Source organism: Pelagicoccus enzymogenes (genome assembly GCF_014803405.1).
GTDB lineage: Bacteria > Verrucomicrobiota > Verrucomicrobiia > Opitutales > Opitutaceae > Pelagicoccus > Pelagicoccus enzymogenes.
Window position 1 is genome coordinate 1 of the sequence record NZ_JACYFG010000032.1, and the last position, 15977, is coordinate 15977.

Consider the following 15977-nt stretch of genomic DNA (forward strand, 5'->3'; position numbering starts at 1 on the left):
GTCTGGTCAAGATACATGGTTAACAGGTGTTAACAGACATGGTTAACACTTCTGTATGCCGTGGATGGAGACCGATAAGATAACCCAAAGAAGAGATTTCGTCTTCCTGGCATCGAAGCCTGGAGCGAACAAACGCGAGCTGATCCGCCGTTTCGGCATAAGCCCGCCGACTGCCTACAAGTGGCTGGAGCGCTACCGCAAGGAAGGCTTGCCTGGTCTGGAGGACCGCTCGCGTCGGCCGGCGGGGCAGCCCAACAAGAGCTGCCCCGAGGTGGAGAGGAAGGTCTTGGAGCTTCGCCGCAAGCACGACTGCTGGGGAGCGCGCAAGCTGCGCCGCCTGCTGCAAAACGCCGGGGAAAAGGAGCTTCCCTCGGCGACCACCGTGCACAACATCATCCGCCGCGCCGGCTTGCTCGGCCAAGGCTCTCGCCCGTGCGTGGCGCCCAGGAGCTTCGAGCGTTCGCAGCCCAACGAGCTTTGGCAGATGGACTTCAAGGGGCACTTCGAGATGGCCGGGTCGAAGCGCTGCCACCCGCTCACCGCCTGCGACGACCACTCCCGCTTCAACCTCATCCTCAAGGCCTGCGAGGACGAGAGGACCTCCACGGTGCAGGAATGCCTGCTGTCATGCTTCGGCAAGTACGGGCTGCCTTGGGCCATCCTCTGCGACAACGGTTCGCCCTGGGGGCGGGGGTTCGGGGCGGCCAGCGAGCTGGAGGCCTGGCTGCTGCGCCTGGGGGTGGAGACGATCCACGGCCGCCCCCTGCACCCCCAGACGCAAGGCAAGGAGGAACGCTTCCACCAGACCCTCAAGCACGAGCTGCTGGGCAGGACCACGCTGTGGCGCGACCTCGAGCATTGCGACCGGGAGTTCGCCCGGTTTCGCGAGACCTACAACCACGTCCGCCCGCACCGCTCGCTCGATCTCGACTGCCCCGCCGACCGCTACCGCGCCTCGGAGCGAGCCTTGCCCGCGACCATACCCCACTGCCTGAGCTTCTACGGCGAGGCCGAGCAGGTGCGCAAGGTGAAGAGCAAAGGCGACCTGATGTTCAAGGGACGCAGCTTCTTCATCGGAAGGGCCTTCATCGGGGAAAGCGTGGCGATAAACCAGTTCGACGATCTTCGCTGGGAAGTTTTCTACTGCTGGAAAAGCTTGGGGATGATCGACCTGAGCCGCGCGACCAAGCCTAGAAACAACTACAACGCGCTTCTTGCTCCCCCTGGACGCCTAGGCGTCCAGGGGGAGCAAGAAGCCCACCTGAAAAGCGTTAACCATGTACCTTAACATGTGTTAACTATGTCCTTGCGCTAAACACTCGCGCCACGATGCAGGATACGCGATTGGGGGTCTGCGGCACGTCGCCTTTTGGCTTCGCTCAAGATCTATGACAAGCAACGGCCCCGCAGGTAGACAGCAATTCCGCTGCTTTTGGTGATTAACCTTTTTTTTGGGGGGAGGTTTTTCTTCGCCTTAAGCGTTTCGCATCAGCAGCGAGCTCGTATCCGTTTAGCGGAACATGAGGATCGGCACGTGGCAGTCGCGAGCGAGAGTCGCGGTGGTGCTGCCGATGAGCATGCGTTTGGCGCGGGAGTGGCCATAGGCTCCCATCGCGAGAAGGTCGAAGCCGACATTCTCGACTTCATCCGTGATGACCTTGGCGGGCTCGCCTTCTCGAATACGGGCTTTGGCGGTGAAGCCAGCTTTATTGAGCGCTTCAGCGGCGTCTTGAACCTCGTTGCGGTTTCGATCGTCATCGCGGCCTACCCGTAGGACGTCGATTTCTACGTTGGCGCAAAGCGGATGTTCCTTCAGGAAGGCGAGAGCCTTTTGCGAACTGGGGCCTCCGTCATAGGCGAGGAGGCAACGTTTGATCGGCTTGAAGGCGCGGGAGGAAACGAGCACGGGGCACTTGGCGACGCGGAGGGTACGCTCGATGTTGGTGCCGAGGTGTTTCATGGCGATGGCGTGGTTCACGCCGCGCTTCCCGATGATGATGAGGTCGACGTTGTTTTGAATGTCCTCCAAGACGTCAACGAAGAGACCGTGTCGCAATTCGGTATCCACGTTTTGGATTCCTGCTGCTTGGATGTGACGCAGGGCCTCGGAGAGGATTGCCTCGCCCTTCACCTGCGCCAAACGGGCTCGTTCGCGGTCAAAGTTGACCAAGTCGTTCATCAGGCTGTCGTAAGCTTCCGGGCCGATGTTGCCGGAGAAATCCGCGAGGGCTGCCTTTTCTCGGTGAGGGTTCAGAGTGTGGACGACGCGTAGCGAGGTGTTGAGTTGCTTGCTTGCCCAGACGGCATGGTCGTAGACGCTCGCCGCGTAGGAGGATCCGTCAGTGAAGCTGAGAACTGTGTTCATGATGGGGAAATTGGCTGTGGGTTGGCTTAGTGTCCGCCGAGGTCTTGAGAGGCGCCGGGCTTGTCGTGTACGGCGAGCTTGCCTACGATAGTAGCGCTCGCTTCGTTGAGGCCAAGGATTTCTACCTCAGTTCCTTCGCGGCGGAACTTGAGGACCACCTTGTCGAGGGCTGTGACGGCGGAAAGGTCCCAGAAGTGAGCTTTCGAGACGTCGATGGTGACCTTTCTCAGTACTTCGGAAAAGTCGAAGGAGCGGGAAAAGTCAGAGGCGGAGACGAAGAAGAGCTGGCCGCTGATGCGGTAGACGCGTTCCTGGGTATTCGGCTCGCGGGTACTTGATACATCTAGGAGTTGAGCGACCTTGTGGGCAAAGGAGAGGGCGCTCAGCAACACTCCCACCATAACGCCGTAGGCCAGGTTATGGGTATAGACGACGACGCCCACAGTCGAAAGCATTACGAAGGAGGTGAACTTCGGATGGGTTTTCAGGTTTTTTATCGAGCTCCAGCTGAAGGTTCCGATCGATACCATGATCATGACTGCTACGAGGGCGGCCATCGGAATGCGGCTGACCCAGTCGTCCAGCAACAGGATGAGGATGAGCAGAAAGATGCCTGCCCAGAGAGTGGAAAGACGACCGCGGCCGCCGGACTTTACGTTGATCACGGATTGGCCGATCATGGCGCAGCCGGCCATGCCACCGAAGAATCCGGTGATAAAGTTGGCGATTCCCTGGCCGCGACACTCGCGGTTCTTGTCGCTTTCGGAGTCCGTAAGTTCGTCGACAATGGTCGAGGTCATAAGGGATTCCAACAGGCCTACGATCGCGAGCGGGAAGGAGTAGGGCAGGATGATCCACAGGGTGTCTAGGTTGAGAGGGACTTGTGGAATGAAGAAGGGAGGGAATTCGGAAGGAAGTTGTCCCTTGTCGCCCACTGTTGGAAGAAAATCCATGCCGAATCCCAGCGAGATTCCCGTGATGACGATGATGCAAACCAAGGGAGAGGGGACGCTCTTGGTCAGCAGCGGGAGCAGGTAGATGATAGCCAAGCCGCCAGCGACCATAGCGTACATGCGCCAGTCTTGACCGACGAATTCGGGAAGCTGGGCCATGAAGATCAGGATCGCCAAGGCATTTACGAAGCCGGTGGTGACCGACTTGGAGACGAATTTTAGGGAGTCACCCAGCTTCAATGCGCCCGCGAGGAACTGCAGGACGCCTGTCAGAATAGTGGCCGCGAACAGGTACTGCAGGCCGTGGTCTTTCACTAGATCGACCATGAGCAGCGCCATCGCTCCAGTAGCCGCCGAGATCATGCCGGGCCGTCCCCCAGCGAAAGCGGTGATGAGGGCGATGCTGAAAGAGGCGTAGAGGCCGACCTTTGGGTCCACCCCTGCGATGATCGAGAAGGCGATGGCTTCGGGGATGAGCGCCAAGGCCACGACCGTGCCGGCGAGGAAGTCTCGCGGCGCGTTTGATATCCAGTTCTCTCTAAAGGTGTTTTTCATGGTGTGAGCGTCTAAAAGGGAACGAGGTCTCGCGTTTTCGAGAAAGCGGCGTTTCGCCCCGGCAAGCGGAAAAGCTGGGAAGGGAACCCCATACCTAGCTCGGGTCAATCGATAATGCGGGCCTTATACTGATTCCCTATTGTTTGCGTTTCCGCCTGCTTGGTGTTGCTTGCTTGCCTTGTGTTTGGGAATCTGAGCGGGCAAGGAGTTTATTTTACAAATAACAACTAATTAACAAACATGTTTTAAAATTCCGTTGTCTTGAACTAGGGCAGGCTTCACAAAGCTCATAATTGCCACAGAACTAAAGAGGTAAGCGTAAGGTATTACCTCTAACAGCGCCCGTAACTCCCCCATGAACAAATTGTATATCGTCGATGGTCAGAAGACCGTCTGCCAGATGCTCGCCGAAAGCTTAACGTCCCGTAACTACGAAGTCGTAGGAACGTCCGACAAGATCTCGGGAGTTGTCGACGATGCGGTGGAGCTGGGGCCTGAAATGATCATCCTGGAGATGAACTTGCCGGATGGTCGCGGAGCGGACCTGATTTCCAAGGTTCGCGCTCGTTTGCCGGACGCTCGCTTTCTTGTCTTTTCGGATGTCAAGTTGAGCGAGAGCATCAAGGCTTGCTTGCAGGCTGGCGCTCATGGCTTCGTCGAAAAGTCGGTGGACTTCGACATGTTTTTAAACGCCGTCAAGATCGTGAGCGAAGGGGGCTGCTTCTTTGGGTTCAACATTACGGAGGTGTTGCGCACGGTTGTGAGCGACAACAAGAAGAAGAGCCAGTACAACGATAACCTGACCCAACGCGAACGCGAAGTCTTGCAGCTGATCGCCCAGGGGAACAGCAACAAGGATATTGCGGCAAAGCTCGAGCTCAGCGTCAAGACGGTCGACAACCATCGCTGCAGCATGATGCGCAAGCTCGACGTGCACAACGTGGCAGCCATTACTCGTTACGCGATCGAGCACCGCCTCATCTCCGTCAATTTCGTCGATTAGCGGCCTCGACCGTGTTGAGCGGGAGCCTAGTCGTTCTGCTGGGCTTGAACTGCTGTCAGGGCGATGGTGTAGATGATGTCGTCCACCAGGGCGCCGCGCGACAAGTCGTTCACCGGCTTCTTGAGGCCCTGCAGCATGGGACCGATTGATATCACGTTCGCTGAACGCTGTACTGCCTTATAGGTGGTGTTACCGGTATTGAGGTCAGGGAAAATGAATACGTTGGCCTTGCCGGCGACCGGGCTGTCGGGAGCTTTGGTGCGCGCGACATCGGCGATTGCGGCAGCGTCGTACTGAAGCGGACCATCGATGATAATGTCGGGACGGGCTTCTTTTACCAGGCGAGTCGCTTCAACCACCTTGTCGACGTCGGCGCCCGAGCCGGAGCCGAGGGTGCTGTAGCTGATCATCGCCACGAGTGGATCGATGCCGAAGGCCTTGGCCGAGTCGGCGCTCTGGATGGCGATGTCTGCGAGTTCCTCTGCGTTGGGATCTGGGTTGATGGCGCAGTCGCCATAGACCAGCACTTGGTCGGGCAAGCACATGAAGAATACGGAGGAAGCGATCTTTGCTCCCGGCCGGGTCTTGATTAGCTGCATGGCAGGGCGAACGGTGTTGGCCGAAGAGTGTACGGCTCCCGAAACCAGTCCGTCCACTTCGTCGTGCTTGAGCATCATGGTGCCGAGCACCACGTTGTCGCTCAAGTGGTCGCGAGCGATTTTCTCGGTCATGTTTTTGTGTCGCCTCATTTCGACCAATGAGGGCACGTAGCGTTCTCTAATCACGTCCGGATTTACGATCTCCAGTCCGGTGGGCAAGCTGAGCCCCATAGCGTCCGCCTTGAGTTGGATGGAGTAGGGGTTGCCGAGCAATACGCACTTGGCGATGCCGCGTTCCGTGCAGGCCACAGCGGCTTGCATCGTGCGGGGTTCGTCGCCTTCCGGCAGGATGATGCGCTTGGGCTTTTGGCGAGCGTTGCGGGTAAGCATGTGGCGAAACGCAGGTGGGGAAAGCTGGCGTTTCATCTGGGATGCGAGCGTATTGCGAATCCAACTACTGCTGATGCTGATAGCAACGGTTTCCATTGCTTGGTTGATGCGGTCGTTGTCGTCCGGCGCGATCTCGAGGTTCATGTCGTAGAGCGCCCGTGCCGTTTCGAAGGAAGTCTTGCTCACTCGCATGACCGGCAAGCCGCTTTTCCATGCGATTTGGCAGAGTTTGACGATACGTTCGTCTGGCCGCTGGTCGCTTGTCAGGACGAGGCCGGCAAGGCGAGTGCCGTTGAGGGACGCCATGCTGGCGGCGAGGATGATGTCGCTGCGGTCGGAAGGCGTCACCAGAAGGGTTCCGGTCTTGAGCGTGTGCAGCAAGTTCGTGACGTTGCGAGCAAGCAGCTCGATCTTGAAGACGCGACGGCTAGTCATGTCGCCTTCGTTGAGGACCTCGGCATTGACGAGTTTCGCGACGTCTGAAACGCGTGGGGCAAGCAATTTTTCGTCGCGCGGTATCATGCCGATCATCTCCAAGTCGTCGTTCCTGAAGACGGGGCAGTTGTTTTTGATGAACTGCTTGAGCGGTTCTACCCCGATGCCGTCAAAGTCGATGTTGTCACGGGCCGCGTCGATGTCTGCCTTGTTGATGACGACGCCGGCCACGCGTCCCTTGAAGTCGTGAACGGCCAGCTCCAGTTCTTTGTTCAGGTGGTCTAGGCTGCGGTTGCCGAGGCTGGTGACGAGGATTTGCTTAGAGGAGAGGGTTTGGGCGAGTTTGGAGTTGAGGCGGGCTCCCATGGGGAAGCGTTCGGTTTGGATCAGGCCTTCAACGATGAGCACGTCAGCGTTTTTGGACGCTTCCTCGAAACGCTGGATGATGTTTTCTAGGAGGAGCTCGAGATGCTCTTCGCTCACTAGCTTCTTGGCTTCCTCCATGGAAATGGGTTCCGGAGGTGTGAGGGTGGTAACGGCCCTGATGAAGCTGGTGGAGCGGTCGCCGGGTTCGTCTGGAGTTACCGGTTGGGCGATGGGCTTGAAGAAGCCGACCCTTACCCCTTGTCGTTCGAGGGCCCGTACAAGCCCTATGGATACGGTCGAGAGGCCGACTTTGGCTCCCGTGGGTACTGTTAGGAATACATGCTTCATCTTATTTGCTTCCGACGAGTTGTTCGGTTTCGCGGGCGATCATGAGTTCTTCGTTGGTGGGGATCACGATTACCTTAACCGGTGAGTTCGCTTGTGAAATGATTCCATCCTGGTCGACCCCAGCGGTGGCGTTCGCCTGCTCGTCTACCAGCATCCCGAGGTGCTGGAGCCTAACGAGCGTTTCGGTACGGGTCTGGACGTCGTTTTCTCCGATGCCTCCGGTGAAGACGAGGGCGTCGCACTTGTCCAATGCAGCTCTCAGGGAGGCGATGCTTTTGGCGAGGCGGCGGGTGAAGATTGAGACGGCTCGCTTCGCGGCTTCGTTTCCGTTGGCGGATGCCTGCCGCAGCGAGCGCATGTCGTTGGAAAATTCAGAGAGTCCGAGCAGACCGCTTTTTTTGTTTAGAATCGTATCGATTTCTTCGATACTAAGCCCGAGGGCTCGGTGCAGGTGGAAAACGATTCCGGGGTCAAGGTCTCCGCTTCGCGTGCCCATGACCAGACCTTCGAGTGGGGTCAGTCCCATGGTAGTATCCACGCAAGCGCCGTTTTCGATGGCGGCGGCGCTGCAGCCGTTGCCGAGGTGGGCGGTGATGATGCTCGTTTGGTCTAAGGGCTTGCCGAGGATGCGGGCTGCCTCCGAGGTGACGTACTTGTGGCTGGAGCCATGAAACCCGTAGCGCCTGATGCCGTGCTCGCGGTAAAGTTCGTAGGGAATGGCGTAGAGGTAAGCCTCGGGTTCTATGGTTTGGTGGAACGCGGTGTCGAAAACGCCGACTTGCGGGAGTTCTGGAAAGTGCTGTCTCGAAGACTCGATGCCCAAAAGGTTTGCTGGATTGTGCAAGGGAGCGAGCGAGGAGCAGGATTTAACTGCGTCCAGAGCCTCCTGGTCCATAAGGCAAGCCGAGGTGAACCGCTCTCCGCCATGCACCACGCGATGTCCGACTGCCTCGATTTCGAGGTGCATCTCGTCGGAGGCCAAAAAGTTGGCGAGCGTATCCAAGGATGCTTCGTGTTCGGAACCGCCCGGCAGGTTTCCCTTCTTGGGAGCGGAGAGAAGAGGGCTCTCAAGCTTGAAGCTAGGGGCTTGGGAACCGAGTTTGTCGAACAGGCCACGGGCGAGGTCTTTGCCCGTTTGGGTGTCGATGACAGAAAATTTCAGGGAGGAGCTCCCGCAGTTTATGACCAGTATGTTCATTAGCTGACTGCATTTTGCGAATCAGGCTGATGATATCAACTAATCACGACGGCCTTACAAACCCAAATTAAAGAAAGTTTAGTAATTAATTATGAAATACGGGCCAGGAAGGGGGCAGATTGTTGGGCTTACTTACGTAACTTGATTATTCCGACAGAGTTCAGCATGCGAATGATCGGGTAGGTCAGGTCCAGCTCGAACCAGCGCTGAGCGAAGTTTGCCCTTCTCGGATAGCGATGGTGGTTGTTTTGGAAGCACTCGCCCACGAAGAAGAGGTCCCAAACGAAGGTGTTGCGTGAGTGGTCGCCGTTATCGTAGTTCGCGTAGCCGTATTTGTGTCCGCACCAGTTCACGAAGGCGCCGTGAACGGGCCCCATCAAGTAATGCACGGGGAGCAAGGCATACCAGAGTGGGTGAGGAGCGAAGGTGACATAGAAAGCGGTGTAGGCGACGCAGAAGGCGATACGGGTGATCCAGCTGTCGCCGATGCGGTCGACAATGGGCCAGGAGGGGTAGTCCTTCAAGGCAACGTCCGGGCGGTCGTCGTAGTTGCCCGCCAGGATGCCTTGGTAGACATTCTTGGTGTTGACCATCATGGAGATGACGTCCTCGAAAAAATGCGGCGAGTGGGGGTCCTCCTCGGTATCGCTGTGCTTATGGTGCTCCATGTGCAGGATGGCGTAGGCCCGCGGGTTCAAGTAGCTCGCGCCCTGGGTGATCCAGGTGAACAGGTAGAAGAAGCGGTACCAGAAGGGACGCAGGTGGAACATGCCATGCGCGGCGTAGCGATGGAGGAAGAAGCTCTGCGCGAAGACCGAGAGGTACCAGTGGAGCAGAAAAAACGCGATTATGGGCCACATGTTTTGAAAGACGATTGGGATTCCTTGCGGATTGGGCTAATCCGCAGAGAAAAGGTAATGGGAAACACCCCATTCATTCCCGTTTTTGTAGCCGAACAGTTCGGCGCAGGACAACATGAATATTCGCCAGCGGTTCTCCCAGACGACTGCGCTTTCCTGGCCATAGATCTTCTCCATCGCGGCGCGGGTGCGGGGCTTGTTTCTCTCAAGGTTTTGGAACCACGCTTCGGCTGTCTTTTGGTAGTGGACGCCGTTCAGTTGCCATTGCTCCTCTAGCTTGAAAGGAGAGCAGACGCGCGGAAGCAAGTCGTGGGATGGCATGATGCCGCCGGTGAAAAAGTGGCGCGCCATCCAGTCGTCGGCCTCCTTGTCCTCGAAGAGGTAGGCGATCTCCTTGTGGGAGAAAACGTGGATGAACATCTTGGCCCCGGGGTTGAGCCAGGAGTGAATGCGGGCGAAGAGCTGCTGGTAGTTTCTCATGTGCTCGAACATCTCGACGGAAACGACGCGGTCGAAGCTCTCTTCCGTCTCGAAGGTGTTCATGTCGGCTGTGATCACTTTTAGGTTGCTCAGTCCAAGCCTTTGGGCTTCCCCTGTGATGTAGGTCCGCTGTCCCGATGAATTGGATACGGAAACGATTTGTGAGTTGGGGAAATTCTCGGCAGCCCAGAGAGAGAAGGATCCCCAACCGCAGCCGAGTTCCAGAATGCGATGCCCGTCCTCGATCTTGGCGCGCTCGGCTACTTGCTTCAAGGAGGCGATCTCCGCTTCGTCGAGTGTGTCGACGCCATCGGGCCAGTAGCAGCAGCTGTATTTCAAGCGGGCGCCCAGGGCGATCTTGTAAAAGTCGGATGGGACTTCGTAGTGCTGTTCGTTCGCCGCGTCCGTGTCGACCGCTAGGGGGCTGGACTGAAGTTGAGAGATGAGCTGCTCCTTCTTGACGCGAGCGTTTACTTTTTCGCTCTTCAAGCGCTTCTTTACTAGGGTGCGGATCCCGAAGCGAACGAGCCAGGTTGGCAGGTAGCCGTTTTCGGCGAGGGAAATTGTATTCATCGATTGGATAATGTTGAAGTTAGTTTGCTACGCTTTCGAGAAATTGCACGGGGCGGAGGGTGTTGTTCGCTGAATCCCTGTCGAACGCAGCCTCCTCGAAGCGGTAGGACTCGCAGTTCATGCGTCCGAAGACGACCTGAGCGAGGTTGATGTGCCGCTCCTTGAATCCCGCGATGCAGTAATCGAAGTACAGCCTCCATTTCCTGTGGAACGTTTCGGGGAACCCTAGCTCCTTGATCCGCCCCCAATTCGCCTCGAAGCGATCTCTCCAAAGCTCGAGGGTCCGGGCGTAGTGAAGTCCGAAGGTTTCGAGGTGGTAGGTATTGAGGTTAGCCTTGTCCTTGGCTTGGAAAAGGGAGGAAATGGAGGGGAGGTGCGATCCGGGGAAAATGTGCTTGCGGATGTAGTCCGAGGTTTTGCAGTAGGTCTCGTATCGATGGTCGGATGACATGATAATCTGGATACAGGAGAGCCCGTCTGGCTTCAGGAGGCGATCGATCGCAGAAAAGTAGCTCGGCAAATGTTCATGCCCGACGGCTTCGATCATTTCTATGGAGACGATCTTGTCGAACTGTCCTATCATGTCGCGGTAGTCGATTTGCACGATTTCCACTTTGCCGGATAGTCCAGCGCGCTTGACTCGCTCCACAGCGTAGTCGTACTGGCTTGGCGAGAGGGTGATGCCAGTGACGGAACAGCCATAGTTCTCGGCCGCGTAGACGGCAAAGCCTCCCCATCCGCAGCCTATTTCCAAAACGTTGTCGCTTGGCCCGAGGTCGAGCTTGCGGCAGATGCGGTCGTACTTTTCATGCTGCGCTTCCAGGAGGGTGTCGTCGGGTTTCCGGAAGTAGGCGGAAGAGTAGGTCATGGAGGAGTCGAGAAACTGCTCATAGAAGTCGTTGCCCAAGTCGTAGTGGGCTTCGATGTTTCTCTTGCTTCCCGATTTCGTATTGGAGTTCCTGCGGTGGAGAATCCGTTCCTGCAAGGAAGCGAGTCGCGATATGAGCGGCATCGCCCACTCGAAACGATCGCTCATCAGCACGTCCTTGTTCTTGATGAACCAAGCGAGCAGGGCGGCAGGATCGGGCGAATCCCATTCGCCGTCGATGTAGCTCTCTCCGAGCCCGATGTCTCCCTTCAGCGCGACGCGCTTGAAAAAGTTGCTGTCGTTCACGACGAGTTCGACGGGTTCTTGGTCCTCCGCGCAGCCGTACACGTGGGTGTGTCCGTCAGGGAGTCGCAGCCGCAGGCAGCCACGATTGGCTTTCTCGAAGAAGCTTAGTATTAGGTCTTGGATTTTCATATGCGGTGGCGGTTAGGCGGAGTTCTTGGATTTCGGTTTTATGTAAGTTCGTGTTTCTGTCTGTCGCTCGGGGTGCTGGGCTTTCTTGAAGTGCGGGACCTTTTTGAGAGCGAGCCGAAGGGCTTGCCAGTGGATCGCTGCGATCACCTGTAGGGTGATGAAGGGAAACCTCAGCGTGTAGCGAAGCAGGTTTGTATTTGTGAGAGGAATACGTTTTCCGGATAGGGAACTGTAGAAATAGGTTCCTTCTGCGTCACTTTCGGTGATGGCGAGGCGGAGGTGCTCGTCGGGGCGATGTAAGTCGAAATGCAGCTGTGTATCGAGGTCTGAAAAGGGAGAAATGTAGAAAAGCTTTCTGTGGGACTGTCTGAGTCGGTTCCCCGAAGGCTCGAACCGGTCGACGAGGTAGAGCTTTTGCTCGTTGAATGTATTGGCGACCTCAGCGAGGCAGCAGAGCAAGGAGCCGTCGTCTGCGTAGACGTAATAGAATGAAACTGGGTTAAAGACGTAGCCCCAGGTTCTTAGGTTGGTTACCAGTTCGATGCGCCCCACTTTCTGTTGCATGCCCTTGTTGCGCAGGAAAGACAACACGTTGGCCTTTATGCCTTTTTCGCCTTGGTCGAGATGGTCCCGATCGTTCAGGGCGTACAGGTTTCTGGAATTGAGGCTGAAGAGCGTGAGGCGTTTTCGAAGGGTGTCTAGCTCGTCAAGGTCGAGGCAAAACATAAAGGTCGCGTACGCGAAGCGGTGACGCTTCGGACGCTTGCGTTTATGGGCCACGCGACATCTGTAGAGGCAGGATTTCATGAGAGCGGGTCGCGGCCGTCGTTGAGTTGCTTGCAGAGGTTAAGGGCGGAGGTGAAGGCGTCTTCGTGAAAGCCGTAGCGAAAGTAGCTGCCACAGTAATAGATCGGACCGTTTTCGTTGAGTTGGGGTAGCGAGGGCTGAGCCTTGATCGCCGCCGCATCGAAGCGTGGATGTTCGTAGGTGAAGCTCCAATGGGTCTGTTGCGGGTCGATTTCGCCGGGGTAGTCGACGCTGACGAAGTAGTTTTTTCGGTCAGAGACGTTTTGAAGCTTGTTCATCCAGTAGTGGGTGGAGCCCACTTGCTTGGAGTCGATGGATTCGTATCGATAATTCCATGACGCCCATGCTCTTTTGCGTCGCGGCATGACCTTGGGGTCGGAATGCAACACGACTGGATTTACGTTGTACTGGAAACGCGACAAGAGATTCTGCTCGGGTTCGTTCGGCTGTTCTAGCAGGGCGAGGGCTTGGTCTGCATGGGTGGCAATAATCACGTCGTCGAAATCGTTATACTCGCCCAGCTTGTTAATGACCCGTACCTTGCCCGCTTGGCGGCGAAGCTGTGTTACGCCAGCGTTGGTTCTGGTCTTTGAGGATATCTCTTTCAGAATCTTTTCCTTATACTGTTGGCTGCCGCCTTGCAGCGTTTTCCACTGGAACTGGTCGCCGAAGCCGAGCATGCCGTGGTTTACGAGGAAACGCAGCAAGGTGATTGCGGGGTAGTCCTTCATTTTGTCGGTAGGCGTAGACCAGATCGCTGCGGTCATGGGGAGCAGGAACTTCTCGGTGGCGAGGGGATCGATGTGGTTTCGCGCGATGAATTCCGTCAGCGGGAGTTCTGTGTCCTTTTCGTTGGCCAAGAACTCGCGACCCGCCTCGAAGAGTCGTTTCATCGCCAGGAGGAGCCGATAGCGCTGAGGGCTGAAGGCGCTGGCCAGGTCGGGGAAAAAGCTTGAAAGGCTCGTGTAGCTCGTCTCGAAGCCGGACGCGGCGTCGTTCACGCTGAACGACATGGATGTATTGACAGATTTGATACCGAGGTGATCGAAGAAGCGGATGAGGTTGGGATAGGTGTGGTCGTTGTAGACCATGAATCCAGTGTCCACCGGGACCTTGCGACTTCCCTCGTCGAGGTAAACCGTGTTGGTATGTCCACCCACGTAGCCGTTTTTCTCGAAGACGGTGATGTCGTAGCGGTTTCGCAGAAAGTAGGCACAGGCCATGCCTGCGATACCTGTACCTATGATGGCCAAGGATCTCATTTGAGTGGTTTGACTTTGATTTTTGGCAGCCCGGAGTGAGGGTTGCGGGTCAGGGCGCTAAGGTTGCGGTATCTCGATGCCGTCTTCCTTGCAGAGCCTGATGAGAGCGAGCTCCATAATGCGACGCGCCTTCGCCGTTTCGTTGTACAGGTACTCGTGGATCTCCTTGTCCTTTTCGGACGCGTTCAGGCACTGCTCGCTGTAGTCCTCGAAGGCTCCGAGGCTGGTGATGATAGAACTAACGTGGCGAGGGCATTCGCATTCTAGTTCTGGCAAGGAGTTGGCGATCTCGGAGAGTTGTCGCTCGTTGAAGAGACGCGGGGGCGGTTCGTTGATGACGGAGGAGCGGGATCGCGGATGTGAGATGCTCGGCATGAGGCTATAGAGATAGCGTTCGAGCATGATGCTGTTGATGGGCCACCGCAGAAGGTGCACTTGCGCCTTGGCAAGGTCCTTGAGCAGGCCGCGCGGCATAAAGTCGAAAATAAGGACGACTGTAATTTCTGGGAAGCGTTTCGCGAACTCGATGATGGCAGCTTTTTCCGCTGGGTTTGGACCTTGGCTGTCGATGAGGGCGATGCTGAGATTGTGCTCGTTCTCCACGTAGGACGTTAGGGTCTCGACGGAGTCGAAGCTCTTGGAGTTCCAGAAGAGCGGAGTAGCGGCTGACAGGCGAACGCTGTTGGCGGGAGTGACGAAGCCAGCTTCCAAGTCGGTAAGCGACGGGATCTCGTTGGCGTACGAGCTCTCGCTGGTTGACTTCAGTTCGGCGAGCCGCTTCTGCAAGGTTTCGTTGTCCAAACGGGCGATCTGGCCGATAGAGTCGCCCAAGTCGATCAGCGATTTCAAGTTGATGAGCCGCTTCAAGTCGTCGCTGCTCAAGATTCGTTCGCCCGAGTCGGTTTCGATCGATGTGGTGAAGTAGTCCCTCCGCATCCAGGTGCGGATGGTGTTGGGTGAGATTCCTGCCATTTTAGCGGCAGTTCCTATTTTGTAGCCTGAGCTCGCGTCACTTTCTTGGATCATGAATGAGTGTTTTAGGATGGTTCATAAATGTTTCAATCATAAAATGAATCGAGTTTGAACAATCTTTGGGCGATTCAAGCGATCTAAGGTTCGTTTGCTGTGGTCCTAGGGTTACGCGCGAGCGCTCCCAGCGGATCCTTTCAAACGTCTCGAGGGAGCGGCAAAGGCAAAGCCGGCTCCCGAGGGATGGCCGGCTTTGCGGAGAAATTTGCTGCGTTCCTACCCTGGTCAGGAGGCCATGACGGTGCGGGAAGCGGTTTCCGCTTTCAGCGGACATTCCGCGGGAATCGGTATCATCTTCGCGGCTACGAGGGTGGTGCAGGGGTTGTTCTCGCGACCGCGTCGGAAGGTCTTGATCTGCCCGACGGCCATGTCCACGGCGCGTCGGCCGTTTTCGTGATGGTCCTGGTTTATGCCTCCGTGGCGGGCGGTATGCTCGTCGGCGTCCAAGGAGACGAAGCGGCACTCTTGGCCTTCCTGATGAAGCCTGCGTGCTACCTCCTCCAGGTTGTTCCAGTTGCTGATGATGGCCTCCAGCTTGTTTTCGCGGGCCCACTCCAAGGTGGAAGGGATGACGTCCTCTTTGTAGTCGGCCCCATGCTGGAAGTAGAAGGGAGGCACCCAATTTTCCGGGGCAACCTCCCGTCGGTGTGTGTGGAAGCCGGCGGCGAAAGTGAATCGCTTATGGATTTCTTCAAACTCCGAGACCGCGAGTCCGAATCGCTTGATGCCGACGCGGTGCAAGTCGGCGATGACTTGTCCCACGGCGTCGATTTGGTCGCAGAGCACGGTGTCGAACGAGAGGTCTTCCGGCAGGGGGTTGACCTTGATGCAGGAGAAGAGGTCCCAGTCTAGCTCGAAAGGTTCCTCGTGATAGTCGAAGGCTCCGAAGATCACGCCTTGGATGCCTCGAGCTTTGAGGACTCGATTGAGGGACTTGCTGTCTTTGTATTCCTTGCCGAGCCAAAAGATGTCCAGCTTGTAGCCGAGCTCCTGGGCCCGCTCTTTGGCCCCTGCCAGCAGCAAGCGGTGAACATGGTGTTGGTTGATGCGGTCGTCCTTAACGTTGATGATCCATGCGATAACCTGCTCGCTGGGCTGATTTTTGGTGGCTTGCCGGTAGGCTACGAGAGCCGAGAGGGCGGGGTCGGGGCGATAGCCCATTTCGTTGGCGAGCTTCTGGATGCGATCGCGGGTGGCTTGAGGCAGGCTGGGGTGGTTCCTCAAGGCGAGGGAAACGGTGGTCTGGTGGACGCCGGCGACTTTCGCGACGTCTTTCATCAATACACGTGGCTTGTCCATGGTAGTGAGTTTTGGGGGTAGGGGGTTGTCTTTTGTTCAGCTCGACCTCTCTCCGAGCAGTTACGCTTTAGAGAGAGTAACAGGTCGACGTTGCGAGCAAGCTCAAGCATGCATTGAACGCAGCTCTTGCTATAGCGCAAGCTGTTGAAGCG

13 protein-coding genes are annotated in these 15977 nt (G+C 56.8%); 2 read left to right on the top strand and 11 right to left on the bottom strand.

The features are described from left to right. Positions 1 to 55 precede the first annotated feature (55 nt). Positions 56 to 1288 carry an IS481 family transposase gene (locus IEN85_RS10885; protein WP_191617113.1) on the top strand — a complete coding sequence of 411 codons (1233 nt, stop codon included), beginning with the start codon at positions 56 to 58 and terminating at the stop codon, positions 1286 to 1288. Between the two features lie 222 nt (positions 1289 to 1510). On the opposite strand, the gene IEN85_RS10890 is transcribed toward IEN85_RS10885, so the two are convergent. Both IEN85_RS10890 and IEN85_RS10895 read right to left on the bottom strand, forming a co-directional pair. Continuing rightward, positions 1511 to 2365, bottom strand: coding sequence for a universal stress protein (locus IEN85_RS10890; protein ID WP_191617114.1), 855 nt, complete (start codon positions 2363 to 2365; stop codon positions 1511 to 1513). Between the two features lie 26 nt (positions 2366 to 2391). Further along, on the bottom strand, positions 2392 to 3873 hold the full coding sequence (locus tag IEN85_RS10895) for a SulP family inorganic anion transporter (protein ID WP_191617115.1): 1482 nt from the start codon (positions 3871 to 3873) through the stop codon (positions 2392 to 2394). 355 nt (positions 3874 to 4228) lie between these two features. Between IEN85_RS10895 and IEN85_RS10900 the strand changes: the two genes are divergently transcribed. After that, positions 4229 to 4876: a LuxR C-terminal-related transcriptional regulator gene (locus tag IEN85_RS10900; RefSeq protein ID WP_191617116.1), complete on the top strand. Its 648-nt coding sequence runs from the start codon at positions 4229 to 4231 to the stop codon at positions 4874 to 4876. Between the two features lie 26 nt (positions 4877 to 4902). On the opposite strand, the gene pta is transcribed toward IEN85_RS10900, so the two are convergent. The 9 genes from pta to IEN85_RS10945 form a co-directional block, all read right to left on the bottom strand. Continuing rightward, positions 4903 to 7014, bottom strand: coding sequence for a phosphate acetyltransferase (pta, locus tag IEN85_RS10905; protein WP_191617117.1), 2112 nt, complete (start codon positions 7012 to 7014; stop codon positions 4903 to 4905). A gap of 1 nt (position 7015) precedes the next feature. After that, positions 7016 to 8212 (bottom strand): acetate kinase, encoded by a 1197-nt coding sequence (locus IEN85_RS10910; protein ID WP_191617118.1) that lies wholly within the window; start codon positions 8210 to 8212, stop codon positions 7016 to 7018. Between the two features lie 128 nt (positions 8213 to 8340). Then, positions 8341 to 9072, bottom strand: a complete 732-nt coding sequence (locus IEN85_RS10915; protein ID WP_191617119.1) for an acyl-CoA desaturase — start codon at positions 9070 to 9072, stop codon at positions 8341 to 8343. 36 nt (positions 9073 to 9108) lie between these two features. After that, the gene (locus IEN85_RS10920) at positions 9109 to 10125 is read right to left on the bottom strand and encodes an SAM-dependent methyltransferase (protein WP_191617120.1); all 1017 of its coding nucleotides are present in this window, start codon (positions 10123 to 10125) and stop codon (positions 9109 to 9111) included. Between the two features lie 19 nt (positions 10126 to 10144). Continuing rightward, a complete protein-coding gene (locus IEN85_RS10925; RefSeq protein WP_191617121.1) occupies positions 10145 to 11428 on the bottom strand; it encodes an SAM-dependent methyltransferase in 1284 nt (427 codons plus the stop codon). Positions 11429 to 11440: 12 nt separating this feature from the next. Continuing rightward, positions 11441 to 12235: a DUF1365 domain-containing protein gene (locus tag IEN85_RS10930; RefSeq protein WP_191617122.1), complete on the bottom strand. Its 795-nt coding sequence runs from the start codon at positions 12233 to 12235 to the stop codon at positions 11441 to 11443. After that, positions 12232 to 13497, bottom strand: a complete 1266-nt coding sequence (locus IEN85_RS10935; protein WP_191617123.1) for an NAD(P)/FAD-dependent oxidoreductase — start codon at positions 13495 to 13497, stop codon at positions 12232 to 12234. The genes IEN85_RS10930 and IEN85_RS10935 overlap by 4 nt, the downstream gene beginning before the upstream one ends. Positions 13498 to 13554: 57 nt before the next feature. Then, a complete protein-coding gene (locus tag IEN85_RS10940) occupies positions 13555 to 14523 on the bottom strand; it encodes a MerR family transcriptional regulator (RefSeq protein ID WP_191617124.1) in 969 nt (322 codons plus the stop codon). 228 nt (positions 14524 to 14751) lie between these two features. Next, positions 14752 to 15825: a LacI family DNA-binding transcriptional regulator gene (locus tag IEN85_RS10945; protein ID WP_191617125.1), complete on the bottom strand. Its 1074-nt coding sequence runs from the start codon at positions 15823 to 15825 to the stop codon at positions 14752 to 14754. Positions 15826 to 15977: the final 152 nt, after the last annotated feature.

What these genes read in the sequence shown, in the direction of transcription:
- IEN85_RS10915 (WP_191617119.1), bottom strand. Translation starts at nt 9,072, where the DNA reads ATGTGGCCCATAATCGCGTTTTTTCTGCTCCACTGGTACCTCTCGGTC.
- IEN85_RS10935 (WP_191617123.1), bottom strand. Translation starts at nt 13,497, where the DNA reads ATGAGATCCTTGGCCATCATAGGTACAGGTATCGCAGGCATGGCCTGT.
- IEN85_RS10890 (WP_191617114.1), bottom strand. Translation starts at nt 2,365, where the DNA reads ATGAACACAGTTCTCAGCTTCACTGACGGATCCTCCTACGCGGCGAGC.
- IEN85_RS10895 (WP_191617115.1), bottom strand. Translation starts at nt 3,873, where the DNA reads ATGAAAAACACCTTTAGAGAGAACTGGATATCAAACGCGCCGCGAGAC.
- IEN85_RS10945 (WP_191617125.1), bottom strand. Translation starts at nt 15,825, where the DNA reads ATGGACAAGCCACGTGTATTGATGAAAGACGTCGCGAAAGTCGCCGGC.
- IEN85_RS10910 (WP_191617118.1), bottom strand. Translation starts at nt 8,212, where the DNA reads ATGAACATACTGGTCATAAACTGCGGGAGCTCCTCCCTGAAATTTTCT.
- IEN85_RS10940 (WP_191617124.1), bottom strand. Translation starts at nt 14,523, where the DNA reads ATGATCCAAGAAAGTGACGCGAGCTCAGGCTACAAAATAGGAACTGCC.
- IEN85_RS10885 (WP_191617113.1), top strand. Translation starts at nt 56, where the DNA reads ATGCCGTGGATGGAGACCGATAAGATAACCCAAAGAAGAGATTTCGTC.
- IEN85_RS10900 (WP_191617116.1), top strand. Translation starts at nt 4,229, where the DNA reads ATGAACAAATTGTATATCGTCGATGGTCAGAAGACCGTCTGCCAGATG.
- IEN85_RS10925 (WP_191617121.1), bottom strand. Translation starts at nt 11,428, where the DNA reads ATGAAAATCCAAGACCTAATACTAAGCTTCTTCGAGAAAGCCAATCGT.
- IEN85_RS10930 (WP_191617122.1), bottom strand. Translation starts at nt 12,235, where the DNA reads ATGAAATCCTGCCTCTACAGATGTCGCGTGGCCCATAAACGCAAGCGT.
- pta (WP_191617117.1), bottom strand. Translation starts at nt 7,014, where the DNA reads ATGAAGCATGTATTCCTAACAGTACCCACGGGAGCCAAAGTCGGCCTC.
- IEN85_RS10920 (WP_191617120.1), bottom strand. Translation starts at nt 10,125, where the DNA reads ATGAATACAATTTCCCTCGCCGAAAACGGCTACCTGCCAACCTGGCTC.